9 protein-coding genes are annotated in these 14,531 nt (G+C 66.7%); 6 read left to right on the top strand and 3 right to left on the bottom strand.

Annotated features, from left to right (window positions below):
* Positions 1–59 precede the first annotated feature (59 nt).
* From fabF to GX414_04310, 4 genes are all read left to right on the top strand, one after another.
* Complete coding sequence (fabF, locus tag GX414_04325) at positions 60–1,310, top strand: beta-ketoacyl-ACP synthase II (protein NLI46314.1); 1,251 nt, start codon at positions 60–62, stop codon at positions 1,308–1,310.
* A gap of 128 nt (positions 1,311–1,438) precedes the next feature.
* Entirely contained in the window at positions 1,439–1,924 is a 486-nt protein-coding gene (locus GX414_04320; GenBank protein NLI46313.1) for a hypothetical protein, read from the top strand.
* Between the two features lie 123 nt (positions 1,925–2,047).
* Entirely contained in the window at positions 2,048–5,353 is a 3,306-nt protein-coding gene (locus GX414_04315) for a protease (GenBank protein ID NLI46312.1), read from the top strand.
* Positions 5,354–5,419: 66 nt separating this feature from the next.
* Positions 5,420–7,630, top strand: coding sequence for a mechanosensitive ion channel family protein (locus GX414_04310; protein ID NLI46311.1), 2,211 nt, complete (start codon positions 5,420–5,422; stop codon positions 7,628–7,630).
* A 94-nt stretch (positions 7,631–7,724) separates the two neighbouring features.
* Here the strand turns inward: GX414_04310 and GX414_04305 are convergent, their stop codons facing one another.
* Positions 7,725–8,489 carry a hypothetical protein gene (locus GX414_04305; GenBank protein ID NLI46310.1) on the bottom strand — a complete coding sequence of 255 codons (765 nt, stop codon included), beginning with the start codon at positions 8,487–8,489 and terminating at the stop codon, positions 7,725–7,727.
* 123 nt (positions 8,490–8,612) lie between these two features.
* On the opposite strand from GX414_04305, the gene GX414_04300 reads away from it, so the two are divergent.
* Complete coding sequence (locus GX414_04300) at positions 8,613–9,494, top strand: DUF72 domain-containing protein (protein ID NLI46309.1); 882 nt, start codon at positions 8,613–8,615, stop codon at positions 9,492–9,494.
* Between the two features lie 110 nt (positions 9,495–9,604).
* On the top strand, positions 9,605–12,748 hold the full coding sequence (locus GX414_04295; GenBank protein ID NLI46308.1) for a diguanylate cyclase: 3,144 nt from the start codon (positions 9,605–9,607) through the stop codon (positions 12,746–12,748).
* Between the two features lie 26 nt (positions 12,749–12,774).
* Here the strand turns inward: GX414_04295 and GX414_04290 are convergent, their stop codons facing one another.
* Both GX414_04290 and GX414_04285 read right to left on the bottom strand, forming a co-directional pair.
* On the bottom strand, positions 12,775–13,725 hold the full coding sequence (locus GX414_04290) for a hypothetical protein (protein ID NLI46307.1): 951 nt from the start codon (positions 13,723–13,725) through the stop codon (positions 12,775–12,777).
* A gap of 136 nt (positions 13,726–13,861) precedes the next feature.
* Positions 13,862–14,531: GGDEF domain-containing protein (locus GX414_04285; protein NLI46306.1), on the bottom strand; the 670-nt coding region annotated here is incomplete at its 5' end.

Raw genomic sequence — 14,531 nt, 5'->3', positions numbered from 1 at the left:
GGCCGATTCGCACGGCATGAATCCCGGATTTTCGCAGGAACACGACAAGGGAGCAACTTGTGAGGAACGATCGAACCCGTGTAGTCATCACCGGCATGGGGATGGTGTCCCCGCTGGGTCTCGACGTCGCCAGCACGTGGGCCGGCCTGGTCGCCGGCCGGTCCGGGGTGAGCGCCATCACCCTGTTTGATTCATCCACGGTGCCTGTGCACATCGCTGGCGAGGTCAAGGGGTTCGATCCCGCCCGGTACATGAATTTCAAGGAAGCGCGCCGGATGGCCCGGGTGGCCCAACTGGCCATCGCCGCCGCGCGCGAAGCCCTGGCCGATGCGGGGCTGCCGGTGCCGGTGCCGGACGAGGAGCGGACCGGCACGGCCATCGGCGTCGGCATGGGCGGCCTCGACTGGGCGATGGACAACGCCCGCCGCTTCTGGGAGGTGGGTATGCGCGGCGTCAGCCCGTTCGCCATCACCTCGACCCTGCCCAACATGCCGTCGTATCATGTCAGCTACACCGCCCGGGCCATGGGGCCCATCACCACACCCGTGGCGGCCTGCGCGTCGGGTGTGTTCGGCATCGGCGAGGCGGCGGAATACATCCGTCGGGGCAAGGCGGACGTGATGATCGCCGGAGGCGCCGAGGCCATGGTCAGCGAGATCCCCATCGCCGGTTTCTCCGCGATGGGCGCCCTGTCCAAACGCAACGACGAGCCGCAGCGCGCCAGCCGGCCTTTCGACGCCGCCCGCGACGGCTTCGTCATGGCCGAGGGGGCGGCGGTGGTGATCCTGGAGAAGCTGGAGCACGCCGTGGGCCGGGGCGCGCGCATCCTGGCCGAGGTGTGCGGCTTCGCCTGCAGCTCCGACGCCTATCACATCACCCAGCCTGACCCCGAGGGAATGGGTGCCCAGCGGACCATGCGGTGGGCGCTGGAAGACGCCGGCGTGAGCCCGGCGGACGTGGACTACATCAACGCCCACGGAACATCCACACTGCTCAACGACGCCATCGAAAGCCGCGCCATTCGGCACGTGTTCGGTGAACGCGCGTATCAGGTGCCCATCAGCTCGTCCAAATCGATGTTCGGCCACGCCCTTGGCGCCGCCGGAGCCATGGAGACGGTGGCCACCGTCCGCACCATCCTGGACGGGATCATCCATCCCACCATCAATCTCGAGAATCCCGACCCGCAGTGCGATCTCGACTACGTGCCCGGTCAGGCCCGTCAGGCGACGGTGCGGCTGGCGCTGAAAAACTCATTCGGTTTCGGCGGCCAGAACGCCTGCTTGGTGCTGAGCCGTTTCGAGCAGTGATCCGGCGACCGTGACCGCCTGCGGCTCGATCACCTCCGCCCCGCATTCTGTCAACGCAGTGGTGCATCGCCATTCAGGAACGGGGGGCGGGGCCGGCGATGATTGGCCAAACCTGTGGGAGGCGTGCCATGGAGCTGTACATCATGCGGCACGGCATCGCGGCCGAGCGCGGCGAGTGGGCCGGACCCGAGGCTGACCGGCCGCTGACCGCCGAGGGAAAGCGGCGGACCAGACGGGTGGTCCAGCAGCTCGTCCGGGACGGCCGGCTTCGGGCGGCGGCCGTGTGGTCCAGCCCGCTGGCGCGGGCCGCCCAGACCGCCGCCATCGCGGGAAAGGCGCTGGGCCTTCCGGTCCGCTGTCTGGATGCGCTGGCCTGCGGCGCCTCGCTGGAGGAGTTGGAACGGGTGTTCGCCGCCCTGCGGCCATTGCCCGATCCGCTGCTGCTGGTGGGGCACGAGCCGGATTGCGGCCTGCTGGTGGCCGAATTGACGGGCCGGCTCGGGCGGGATTTTGCCATGAAAAAGGCGGGCATCGCGCGGCTGTCCGGCACATTCGCCCCCGGGGGCATGACGCTGCACTGGCACCTGGCGCCCGGAGACATCCTGGGGGATTGAATCCGTTTCGGCAGCCGACGCCTGTTTGCGGGTTCCCTTGACTCGACTCCTGGTCTACAATGGCTGTGTTTGCCGTGGCGGCAGCCACGGCTGCTCTGCCAATCCCCACACGGAGGTGCGTCCATGAAGGTTCGGATTGCGATCGGGGCCGTGTGCCTGGCGGTGATTTTCGGGGTGTGCCCGCTGGCGCAAACGGTCCTGCTGCCACAGCATCCCACGGTCAACGCGACCGATGTCGTCTTCACCTACGCCGACGACCTGTGGACCGTGCCGCGGCAGGGCGGCAGCGCCCGTCGCCTCACGGACGGACCGGGCAGTGAAACCAGCCCCGCGTTCTCGCCGGACGGCAAGTGGCTGGCGTTCACCGGCCAGTACGAAGGCAATCCGGACGTCTACCTGATGCCGGCGACCGGCGGCCATCCGCGGCGCCTCACGTGGCATCCGGCCGCCGACACCGTCGCCGGCTGGGCGCCGGACGGAAAGCGGATTCTGTTCGTCTCCAATCGGGAAAGCAGTGCGGGCCGGGCATCGCAGCTGTTCACCGTTTCGACCGAGGGCGGCATGCCGACGGCGCTTCCCCTGCCCATGGGCTACCAGGGCTCCTACTCGCCCGACGGCCGGCGGATCGCCTACGTGCCGCTCCCGGGCGCCTTCCAAACCTGGAAACGCTACCGCGGGGGCATGGCCTCGCCGGTATGGATTGCCGACCTGGCCGATTCGCGGGTGGAGGCGCTGCCGCGCAAGGATTGGAACGACTTCAACCCCATGTGGGTGGGCGACACCATCTACTTCCTGTCCGACCGGACGGGGCCGGTCAACCTCTATGCGTATGACACCCGCAACCGGCAGGTTCGGGAGGTGGTGAGCGCCAGCGGCTTCGATATCAAGTCGGCCGCCGCCTGCCCCGGCGCCATCGTCTACGAGCAGTTCGGTTCGTTGCACCTGCTGGACATCGGTTCCGGCAAATCCCGGCCCGTGCCCATCCAACTCGCCGGGGATATGCCCGGTGTCCGGCCGCGCTATGTCAAGGTGGGCGAGCGGATTGATGCGGCGGGGCTGTCCCCCACGGGGAAGCGCGCCGTCTTCGGCGCCCGCGGCGAGGTGCTCACGGTGCCCGCCGAAAAGGGTGACGTGCGCAACCTCACCCGGAGCTCCGGCGCGGCCGACCGCGACCCGGCCTGGTCGCCGGACGGCAAGTGGATCGCCTGTCTGTCGGACGCGGACGGGGAATACGCCATCCACCTGATCGAGCAGAGCGGCGCCGGCGAGACGCGGCGCATCGCCCTGGGAGACGCGCCGTCGTTCTACTACAATCCGGCCTGGTCGCCGGACGGCAAGAAAATCGCGTACACCGACAAGCGGCTGAACCTCTGGTACGTCGACGTGGCCAGCGGCAAGAATGTCAAGGTGGATACCGACACATACGACAAACCCGAGCGGACCCTCGACCCGGCCTGGTCCCCCGACAGCCGCTGGCTCGCCTACACCCGACAGTTGGCCAACCACATGCGGGCGGTGTGCGTGTACTCGCTGGAGACCGGCGAGAAGCGTCAGCTCACCGACGGACTCAGCGACGCCCGCTTCGCCGCGTTCGACCGGGATGGCAAGCACCTCTTTTTCACCGCCAGCACGGACATCGGCCCCACGACCGCCTGGCTCGACCTGTCGAGCTACAACCGGCCGGTGAGCCGGAGCGTATATGTGATCGTGCTGCAGAAGGACGCGCCCTCTCCGCTCGCTCCGGAAAGCGACGAGGAATCCGTCACAGATGAGGCGGGCAAGGCAGGGGAAAAACCGGGCGAGAAGCCGGCGGCCGAGGATTCGGCAAAAGCAGACAAACCCGCCGGTGACGCCGGAGAGAAGGCGAAGGACCAGCCGGCGGAAGTCCGGATCGATTTCGACGCCCTCGACCAGCGGATCCTGGCCCTGCCGTTGCCGGCGCGCAACTACTCCGGCCTGTGGACCGGCAAGGCCGGCCAAGTCTATCTGCGCGAGGGCGAGCTGTTGCCGCAGTTCGGACCGATCCGGGAGAAAATCCAGCTGTATGATCTGAAGAAGCGGAAGACCGAATTGATCGCCGACGGCGTGAGCGCATTCGCCCTGTCGCACAACGGCGAGAAGATGCTGTTGCAACAGGGCGCCCGCTGGGCCATCGCGCCGGCGGGGCAGCCGTTCAAGCCGGGCGAGACCTGGCTGGCCACCGCCGCCATGGAGGTCCGGGTGGACCCGCCCGCCGAGTGGCGGCAGATGTTTCGCGAAGTCTGGCGCATCGAGCGCGATTTCCTCTATGATCCCAACGCCCACGGCCTGGACCTGCGCGCGGCGGAGAAACGGTACGAGCCGTATCTGGTCGCCGTGGCCAGCCGGGGCGACCTGAATTACCTGTTCAGCGAGATGCTCGGCAACCTGGTGCTGGGCCACACGTACGTGGGCGGCGGCGACCTGCCGACGGTGAACCGGGTGCCCGGCGGCCTGCTGGGTGCGGATTTCGAAGTGGCCGACGGACGTCACCGCTTCGCCCGCATTTACCATGGTGAAAACTGGAATCCCGGCTTGCGCGCGCCGCTCACCCAGCCCGGTGTGAATGTCCGGGAAGGGGAGTACCTGCTGGCGGTGGACGGTCGGGATGTGCGGGCCACCGATAACGTGTACCAGTTCTTCGAGAACTCCGCCGGCAAGGCCGTCCGCATCACGGTCGGACCCCATGCCGACGGCACCGGCTCCCGGGACGTCGTGGTGGAGCCGCTGGCGAGCGAGACCGCTCTGCGTCAGCGGGCCTGGATCGATGGCAACCGGCGCCGGGTGGAATCATTGAGCGGCGGTCGTATCGGTTATGTCTATCTGCCCGACACGGCGGCGGGCGGCTACACGTACTTCAACCGCTATTTCTTTGCCCAAGTGGGCAAGCAGGCCCTGGTGGTGGACGAGCGGTACAACGGCGGCGGCTATGCAGCGGACTATATCGTGGATCTGCTGGGTCGTCCGCTGATGAACTTCTGGGCCACCCGCGAGGGCGAGTGCTTCACCACACCCACCGGCGCGATTTTCGGTCCCAAAGTCATGGTGATCAACGAATACGCCGGTTCCGGCGGCGACGCCATGCCGTGGTATTTCCGCCGGGCCAAGGTGGGGCCGCTGGTGGGCAAACGCACCTGGGGCGGACTGGTGGGCATCTACGACTATCCCGCTCTGGTAGACGGGGGCTTCGTGACGGCGCCCCGCGTGGCGTTCTGGAATCCCGAGGGCCAGTGGGATGTTGAAAACTACGGCACGGCGCCGGACGTCGATGTGGAACTCGACCCGTTCCTCTGGCGCCAGGGTCGCGACGCGCAGCTGGAAAAGGCGGTGGAGATCCTCCTTCAGGAGATGGACCGGAATCCGCTGCCCACGCATCGGCAGCCGGCGTATCCGGACTACTACAAGCGGTAAGTCCGCCGGGGGCGGAACCGGCTGCACGACGGTTCCGCCTCCCGCATCGGGTCGAGGAGGGAGACCATGGTCGAGAGGTCACGCATCTTCGGCGGCCGCTGCGTGTGGCTGGCGGTGATGGCGGTCGTTGTGTGGGTCGGAGTCGCGGCGCAGGCGCCCGTCCCGATGGAGCGGCCGGCGATCAATCCCGGCCTGGGCCCGAAACCGCCGGCGGTGCTCCGCCACACGCCGTCGGAGAGCTGGCGCACCTTCTGGGACGCCTGCGCGGCTGGACAGTTCGTCTTGGCTGCCCACCTGCTGGATCTGGCCGAGGTGGAGGACGCGGAACAGCGGCGCGTGGGTGCCGAAGTGTCCGAGAAGCTCTACACCCTGCTGCGGCGTTTGAAGGTGAACGATGCCCTGGTGGGCCGGCAGTTGTCCGAGGCGGAGTCGGGGGTTGGCTCCGGAACGGAGGCCGTGTCCGTCTTTCGCTTCGACTCCGCCGGCACGTCCGGCGAGCTCTGGTTTCGCCGGACGCTGGACCAGAAGACCGGGGAAACGGCCTGGCTGTTTCCCCGCCAGAACGTCTCCAATGCCGCGGTTTGGTACCGCCTGCTGGTCCAGGGCGAACAGCTGGCCGGTGCCGATACCCTGAACTCGGGACTGGGACCGGCGCCGCCGCTGGTCCATCGGAACAGCCCGCGGGCGTCGTACAACGGCTTCATGGACGCCGCCCTCCGGGGCGAGTTCGGCGAGGCCGCTCACTATCTGGATTTGGAAGACACCGAGCCGTCCGCGCAGCCCACCCGCGGAGTCCTGCTGGCCCGGCGGCTGATGATGGTGCTGCTGCGCACCAAGGTGGTGGTGCCCGACGCCCTTTCCGGCGAAGCGTTCGGTGTTCCCGAGGAAGGCGTGCCCGAGGACCGGGAGGTGCTCGCCGAGATCAAAGCCGACGGCCGAATGGTCCCGCTGACCATGAGACTGCGACAGGATCCGCAACTCGGCAACGTCTGGACATTCGCCCCGGAGACGGTGGGATACATCGATTTTTTATACGGCGTTTACGGGTATGGCTGGATCGGCGACTATCTGCCCGGTACGTTGTTGTCCGTGACGTTTGCGGGCCTGCAGCTGTGGCAGTGGCTGGCCATTCTGCTGGGCTTGGGGGCCGGCTGGGCGCTGGCCAAAGTGCTGGAGCGGGTGATGATCGCCATCGGCCGGGTGATCGCCCGGCGAACCCGCACGAAATGGGACGATGAGCTGGTCCGTGTCTTCGACGGGCCGCTCGGCCTCGTGATGTGGGGGCTGCTGCTCCGACCGGTATCCTTCTGGTTGAGCCTGACGCCCACCGCCGAAATCATCATCCTGCGCGGCGCCCAGATCTTTTCGCTCGTCGGCATCGGCTGGCTGCTGTTCCGGATCGTGGATATCGTGGGCAGCCACATGGTCCGGCCCGGCATGAGCGGCTCTCCGGTGGGTGCCAGCTTTACGACGATCATGGGCCGGTTCCTCAAGGCGCTGGTGGTGGTGATCGTGCTGCTGGGCGGATTAAGCGCCATGGGCGTCGAGGTCACCGGCTTCCTCGCCGGACTGGGCATCGGCGGTCTGGCCGTTGCGTTTGCGGCCCAGAAGACCATCGAGAACTTGTTCGGCGCGGTGAGCATCGCCGCGGATCGCCCGTTCCAACTGGGCGATTACGTGGACGTGGACGGCGTTGAGGGCACCGTGGAGGACATGGGTCTGCGATCAGTCCGCATCCGGACGATGAAGCGCACGCTCGTGACCATTCCCAATGCGCTGGCGGCCGGCGCCAAGATCACCAACTTTTCCGTCCGCGACCGGATGCTGTACAATCCGGTTCTGGGGTTGGCCGCCACCACCTCGACCAGCCAACTGGCGCTGGTGATCGACGAGATCAAGCGGCTGCTCATCGCCGATCCGCGGATCTTCCCCGATACGATCCGTGTCCGCTTCCGCGGCTTCGGTCCGTCGTCGAAAGACGTGGCGGTGGTCGCCTGGGTGCTGACCACCGACTGGCACACCTACACCGGCGTGGCTGAGGAGCTGAACTTCCAAATTCTCGACATCGTGCAGCGTGCGGGCACCGGATTCGCGTTTCCCACCCAGACGGTCTTCCACGCGCCGGCCGACGCGCCGGATCCCGCCGTGGCGGCGGCCGCGGAGGCGGAGGCATCGCGTCGGCGTCAGCAGGGGGATTGGACGCTGCCCGAGCCGTCGGACTCGCTGCGACAACGGTTGCGTCCCCGCGACCCGCACGATCTTGCACCGGAGGATTGATCGGGGCAATGCAGCGGTTGCGGAAGGCCGCCGCCCCGGAACCCGGTGCGCGTTCGTCGCGGACGGATCGCGCCCGACTGGGCTTTTCTGACAACTACCTGAATGGAACGCGGACCGTGCGGGCCCGCACCAGCACGGCGTCGTCGGCCGCATTGCGCAATTCGTGGTGAAACACCGGCGCTGACTTGCTATCAGCGGCCGGGGCGCGATAGGTGGCCGCGACGACCGTATCGCCATATGCGGACTGGCGGCGGTATTCCACCTGCAGCGCGCCGACGCCATGGGTGGTCCAGAGGCGGTCGGGGACGGCCTCGATGATCCAGTCGATGTAGCGCAGGCTGTTGACATGCTGGTTGATGTCCAGGTCTGCCAGGCGGACTGGAAACTCGGCCCGGTGCACCTCGGGACCGGCGGGGTCGAGTTCGGGAAAGGGATCCTCGATCACCCGGGTTTCATCGAAGGGGAACAACTCGGGGAAGGCGTCTTGCGCCTTGACGGGGCGGCCGCGCCGGATATCCACCATCAGCCACCGGCTGGCGGCGACGGCGAACAGCTCGCGGAATTCACCGGCATAGAAACGGAATTCGCGACAGGCGTAGCGGCCCTCGAAACCCGACGGCCATGTTTCGGTGGTTAGGGGCTGTCGACCGGCGAGAAAACGGTCCACCTGCAGGTGGAATTTGGTGAGCATCCAGGTGAGATTCCGGCGCAAGAGCTCTTCGACGCCGAATCCCAGGGCCACGGCATTGTGTTCCGCCGCCTCCTGCATACGGTGGAGGAGCGCCGGCAGCGGTAGGCGGCCGCTATGGTCCAGCTCGTACGTCTTGACTTCGAAGGTTCCGTTCCAGTGGATGTCCATGCCTGGCGTTCTCCGGAAAGATGCTGTGACCGGCGATTGTACGGGATTGGCCGTCGGGTCGCAAGGGCTCTGCCCGCACCGCCGCCGGGCGGTTCGCCCTTGCCCGCCGGGAGGAACTTCGTTATGCTCAAGATTATGAGCCGTCTGCGCGTCGGGACATGCAGCTGGAAATTCGTCTCTTGGCAAGGATTGATCTATACCGGTCGTGATAAGGAGCGATATCTGGCCGAGTATGCCACCAAGTACCCGACGGTGGAAATCGACCAGTGGTTCTGGTCGCTCTTTCCCCCCGACCGCCTGGTTCTGCCCAGCCGGGAGGTCGCCGCCCGGTACGCGGCGGCCGTCCCGCCGGATTTCCGGTTCTCCATCAAACTGCCCAACAGCCTGACGCTGACCCACTATCCGGAGCGCTCCCGGACGGGGCCGCTTCGACCCAACCCGCACTTTCTCTCCCCCGAACTCTTCGCGCAGGTGCTGGAGCGTCTGGAGCCGATCCGGAGCCGGACCGGCGTCCTCATGCTTCAGTTCGGATACCTGAATCGCCAACACATGCCCCGGCCTACGGACCTGCGTGACCGACTGGACGCGTTCCTCGCCGCGGTGGACCGCCAGATCCCGCTCGGCGTCGAGCTGCGCAACCCGAATCTGTTGAACCGGGACACGTTCACATGGCTGCGGGACCGGGACCTGACGCCTGTATTCCTCCAGGGGTATTACATGCCCGATCTCGCCGATGTCTATGCGCGTGTCCGGGATCTGGTTCGGGGTCTGGCGGTGGTCCGGCTTCACGGGCCGGAACGTCAGGAGATGGAACGGCGATCGGGCGACCGCTGGGACCGGATCGTGAGGCCGCGCGACGAGGAGATCGGGCGGATGGCCGGAGTGGTGAAGGATCTCCTGGCCCGCGGTGTGGATGTCTATCTGAACGTGAACAACCATTACGAAGGATCGGCGCCGTTGACGATCCACAGGCTGGCGGTGCACCTCGGCGGCGGCCCGGAATAGGGAAGTCGGTTGCTTTCCCGGCGCGGTCCGAATACAATTAAGGCAAACCAGCTCCTTCAAGTCGGCGGGATCGGTTATTCAGGGACGGCTCGAGGACAAACCACAGGAACATGATGCAGCCATCCGGGATCCGCAACAGCGTCTGTCAGGCGATGTCGGGGACATCCGCCCGACGGTCCGTCTGTCGTAGGGCGGGGCTGCTCGCGGCGCTCGCCCTCTGTCTGGCCGGACTCGCCGGCATTGTTTCGCCGACTGCTCACGCCGCCAGCCTGTTGGACATCGGGACCTACTCCATCCGCGTGTTTCGCGACTCGGACGGCCTGCCGCAAAACACGGTCCACGCCATCGTCAGCGACCGGCACGGTTTCCTCTGGATCGGCACCCAGGACGGCGCGGCATATTACGACGGCCGCCGCTGGCACGGTGTGGACATGCCCAACCGGACCCGGTCCAATTTCGTGCGCGCCATCCTGGCGGCGGGCGACGGCAGCCTCTGGTTCGCCACCCAGGCCGGCGGGCTCCACCGCTATCAGGACGGCCGCTGGACCCCGCTGCCGGGCAGCGCCGACGCGTTCCAGAATGATCGAATCAACGCGCTGGCCGACAGCGCGGCCCCGGATCGCGAGCCGGTGATCTGGGCGGGGACTCACCATCGCGGTGTGGCGCGGATCGAAGTCGGGCGAAGCACCCTGTTCGACACCCGGCGTGGACTGCCGCACAACCGTGTCTGGGGATTGTACGTCCAGCGCGACGGCAATGGCCGGGTCACCGTCTGGGCGGGGACGGAAGGCGGATTGGCTCGGTTCCGTCCGGACGCCGAGCGGTTCGAAATCGGACCGGGGTTTCCGCGCGAGTCGGTGAACAGTTTTCTGGAGACGATGGAGCCGGACGGCAGCCGCGCCCTGTGGGTGGGCACGTATGGCGGCGGCCTGTACCGCTTCCACCGGAACGCCTGGCGGCGGTACGGCAGCTCGGACGGGCTCCCCTCGGTACATCTCACCAGCCTCGAGGCCGCCGGCGGGTCGGATAATCCCCAGGGCATCTGGATCGGCACCGACGGCGGCGGCCTGGCCTGGCTGAGTGAGGGGCGCATCCATAATCTGGGACTCAATGACGGCCTGCCGTCCAACGCGGTGTACAGCCTCCACGAGACTCGGCAGACCACGGGCGTGCCCGTCCTCTGGGCCGGCACGCGCAACGGCGGTCTGGCCGAGCTGCGGGGAGGGCAGTGGCGCGTGATCCAGCCGGTGCAGCGGCCGTTCCCGCTGCCGGTGCTCTCGTTGCTCGAGACGGTGGCGCCCGACGGCACGTCCAGCGTTTGGTTCGGCACCGATGGCGGCGGCCTGGTGCGGCTCACCGGCGCCCGGTGGGACACATTCAGCCAGTCGACCGGGGCGCTGCCGAACGACATCGTGCAGTGCCTCGCCGCGACCGCCGAACCCGGTGGCGGGACGACGGTCTGGGCGGGCACCCGCACCGGCGGACTGGCCCGCTTCGCCCAGGGCGGCTGGCGGACCATCGGCACGGGCCCGGGACTACTCCCGAATGACATGATCCAGGTCCTGCTGGAAACCGGCGATTCCGCCGCCGACCGGTTCCTCTGGGTCGGTACCCGGGGCGGCCTGGCTCGCTTCGGGGGCGGGCGCTGGACTGTGTTCGACACGCAGTCCGGTTTGCCCCACAACTCCGTGCTCAGCTTGATTCAAACCCGACGGGGGGACAGTCCGCCCGTCCTCTGGGTGGGCACCGCTCGCGGTTTGGCCCGCTTCGACGGCGCGTCCTGGCAGACGTATTCGAGCCGTGAAGGCCTGCTGAACGAGTCGATTCAGTGTCTGCATTCCGCCACGCTGCCCGACGGACGCACGGTGGTGTGGGCCGGTACCGACGGCGGCGGCGCCTTCTGTATCGATCTGGACGATCCCGAGCGCATCGCGCTCACCCTTACCGACGCCACCGAACCGCGCCTGCCCAACAACACGGTGTACAAGATCCTGAGCGATGCGGAAGATCGGCTCTACATGCTCACCAACAAGGGTGTGGTCCGACTGACGCCAACCGAACGGAGTGGCGGGGCGGGGCGGCCGGCATTCGACGTGTTCACATTCACCGTGGAAGACGGCCTGCCCCTGAACCAGTGCAACCGGAACGCCGGCATGGTGGACCACTTGGGCCGGATCTGGGTGGGAACGGTGTGCGGCGCGGCCGTCTTCGATCCCGGGCTGGAGGCCCGCGACTACACTCCCAAGCCGCTTCTGGTCCAGGGAACGATCGTCCAGGGGAAGGCCGTCCCCCAGCGGCTTCAGGGTGGCGCGTCGCTCGCCTTCAATGAAAATAACATTGACTTCGAATACGCCTTGCTGAGCTTCTTCCGCCAGGAGGACACACGGTACCGCGCCCAGTTGGTGGGCTTCGACGCCCAGCCGTCCGAGTGGTCCGCCGATTTCAAGAAGGAATACCGGCGACTGACCGACGGCAACTACGTGTTCCGCGTGTGGGGCCGCGACTACGCAGGCAACGTGAAGGGGCCGGTGGAGGTCGCGTTCACCATCCGGCCGGCGCCCTGGGCAACCTGGTGGGCGTACGCGCTGCTGGCCGCCCTGGGCGTCGGTTTGCTGTACGCCGGCTTTAAACTTCGCCTGCAAGCGCACCAGCGTCGCGAGGACGAGCTGATGGAGTTGGTGGACGCCCGGACGCGGCAGCTCCAGGACGCCAACCGGACCTTGCTGGAACTCTCCTATCTGGATCCGTTGACCGGGATCGCCAACCGGCGACAGTTCGACGAGCGCATTGACCAGGAGTGGAAGCGGGCCGTCCGCGCCGGAACGCCACTGGCGATGATCATGGTGGACATCGACTGGTTCAAGGATTTCAACGACACCTACGGGCATCAGGCCGGTGACGCCTGCCTGAAATCGGTGGCAACCGCCATGGCCGACGGTCTGTCCCGCGCCGGAGACTCGATCGCCCGCTACGGCGGCGAGGAATTCGCCGTCATCCTGCCCCTGACCGACCTGGATGGAGCGGTCAAGGTGGCCGATCATCTGCGGCGGCGGGTGGAGGCGCTGAGTATCGCCAATTCCGCCTCCAAGGCCAGCCCGTACGTCACCGTGAGCTGTGGGGTCACCAGTCTGACGCCCAGTCAGGCCGTTTCACTTTCTGATTTCATCCGCTTGTCGGATTACGCCCTGTACCAGGCCAAGCAAGCCGGCCGCAACCGGACCATGTCTCTGAAACCCATGGAAACGGCGGTCTGATAACCCCCGTCGACAGTCACCTGCCGTCAGCGGGCATCGACCTCGGTGACGGCGTACAGCCCGTCGCCGCCCAGAGCATAGACCTTCAGGAAGCGGGCCCGGACCGGCTTGAAGTCGATTTTAGGCTCGTATGCCGGGTGGGCGTCGAGGGAGATCATCGTGTCCATGCCGTATGTGACGTTGCCATCGTCCGCGCCGATGGCGAACAGCCGAGTGTATGCCGTTCCGTCGACGGAATAGTCCACAATGTAGTCGTCGTTATTGTCCACTTGGATCATGATGTCGAAGACGGGGCGGATCTTGCCGAAGTCGATGATGAAGTACACTCCCGGGTCGGACCAGTGCACCGTCTGGTCATCCGTCCAGGCGGTGCCCTCCTCGACGATCTTGTCGTCCACCAGCAGCGAGGGCTTGTTGTTGAAGGTGCCATGCCCATTGACCGAGGGCCAGCCGGAGGCGGTCTCCACAGGCGTCCCGACGATCTGGATTTCCGCCACACTGAAGGCGCCGTCACCCTCGAGGGCCTGCAGGCGCAGGTAACGGGCGGTGACCGGTTTGAAGTCAAGGGCGGCGACGAAATCGGAGTGGCCGGCGTCGGAACTGAAGACATCCATGCCGTCATCGATCTCGCCGAAGTCCGCGGAGATGGTGACCAGCGGGGTGTATTTCCGGCCGTCCGCCGAGTAATCCAGGCGGTAGACGTCGTTGTTGTCCACTTGCAGCGTGATTTCAGACAATTGGCACATTTCGCCCAGGTCCAGCTCGAAACACACATCCGGTTCGGTCCAGTGCACGCAGCGCAGGCTGTCCCAGGCGGCTCCCTTGTCGACGAACACGCCGTCCGCCATCAGCTTGGCGTCGTGCATGAAATCGCCGGATCCTTTGATGGAGACGGGCTTGAGAGTCGGGGAAGCCGCCGACGCAGCGGCGAACAACACCATGATCAGCAGGTTGAACGGGACACATCGCCAATACATTGCCTCCTCCTTTCAATACATTTGATTCAATTATAGCCGTTGATACCCGGTTCCACTGCAGAGATTTTGTGCATCGAGAGATCGCGCAGTGACGCCGACCACCGCCGTCGCCCGGGTTTCAGCAGACCAGGTGCCTTCAGGAATCCGGCGGCTGATAGGCGGCGGTGGCGATGCCCGGCGGACCGGCCTTCTTAGCCGTGTACATCAGCGCGTCAGCCTGGGCCAGGAGGGCGGAGAGGATGGGCGCGCACATGCCGGGAACGGCCACCCCGCCGCATGCCGCCGTGACGGTGATGACGGTGCCGTCGCCGCTGGCGGTGTAGCTCAGCGCGGCGATGCGGCTGGCGACCGCATCCACCGCCCCCGCATCGGCGCCCGGCAGAAAGATGAGGAATTCGTCTCCTCCGTAGCGGCCCAGGACATCCCCCTGGCGCAGGCACCCCTGGATCTTGCCGGCCATCTCGCGGAGCACGTCGTCGCCGGCGGTGTGCCCCAACGTGTCGTTCACCGCCTTGAACTTGTTCAGGTCCACCAGGATGGCGGCGAACTGGCGGTTGCCGCGTCCGGCAGGACCGGCGGCCTCCTCGAGCCGCTCCATGATGGCCCGGCGGTTCAGTAGGCCGGTGAGCGGGTCATAGGTGGCCAGGTGGGTCAGGCGTCGGTTGGCGTCCTGCAACTCGGCGGTCCGCTTGTCTACTTCGACAGTCAGCTCCCGGGTGCGACGCCGCAGGAGGTAGGTCCGCCAGCGATACACCCCTACGATGACGGCCAGGGCCAGCGCCGCCATCAGCACCTGGAACCAGGTC

The sequence above is a fragment of the Acidobacteriota bacterium genome, assembly GCA_012517875.1.
Taxonomy (GTDB): domain Bacteria; phylum Acidobacteriota; class JAAYUB01; order JAAYUB01; family JAAYUB01; genus JAAYUB01.
Note: the sequence above shows the minus strand (reverse complement) of the source record. Positions and strands in the feature narration are given on the sequence as shown.

Coding starts and splice junctions, on each gene's coding strand:
- GX414_04300 (NLI46309.1), top strand. CDS start 8,613: ATGCTCAAGATTATGAGCCGTCTGCGCGTCGGGACATGCAGCTGGAAA.
- GX414_04320 (NLI46313.1), top strand. CDS start 1,439: ATGGAGCTGTACATCATGCGGCACGGCATCGCGGCCGAGCGCGGCGAG.
- GX414_04295 (NLI46308.1), top strand. CDS start 9,605: ATGATGCAGCCATCCGGGATCCGCAACAGCGTCTGTCAGGCGATGTCG.
- GX414_04310 (NLI46311.1), top strand. CDS start 5,420: ATGGTCGAGAGGTCACGCATCTTCGGCGGCCGCTGCGTGTGGCTGGCG.
- GX414_04305 (NLI46310.1), bottom strand. CDS start 8,489: ATGGACATCCACTGGAACGGAACCTTCGAAGTCAAGACGTACGAGCTG.
- GX414_04315 (NLI46312.1), top strand. CDS start 2,048: ATGAAGGTTCGGATTGCGATCGGGGCCGTGTGCCTGGCGGTGATTTTC.
- GX414_04290 (NLI46307.1), bottom strand. CDS start 13,725: ATGTATTGGCGATGTGTCCCGTTCAACCTGCTGATCATGGTGTTGTTC.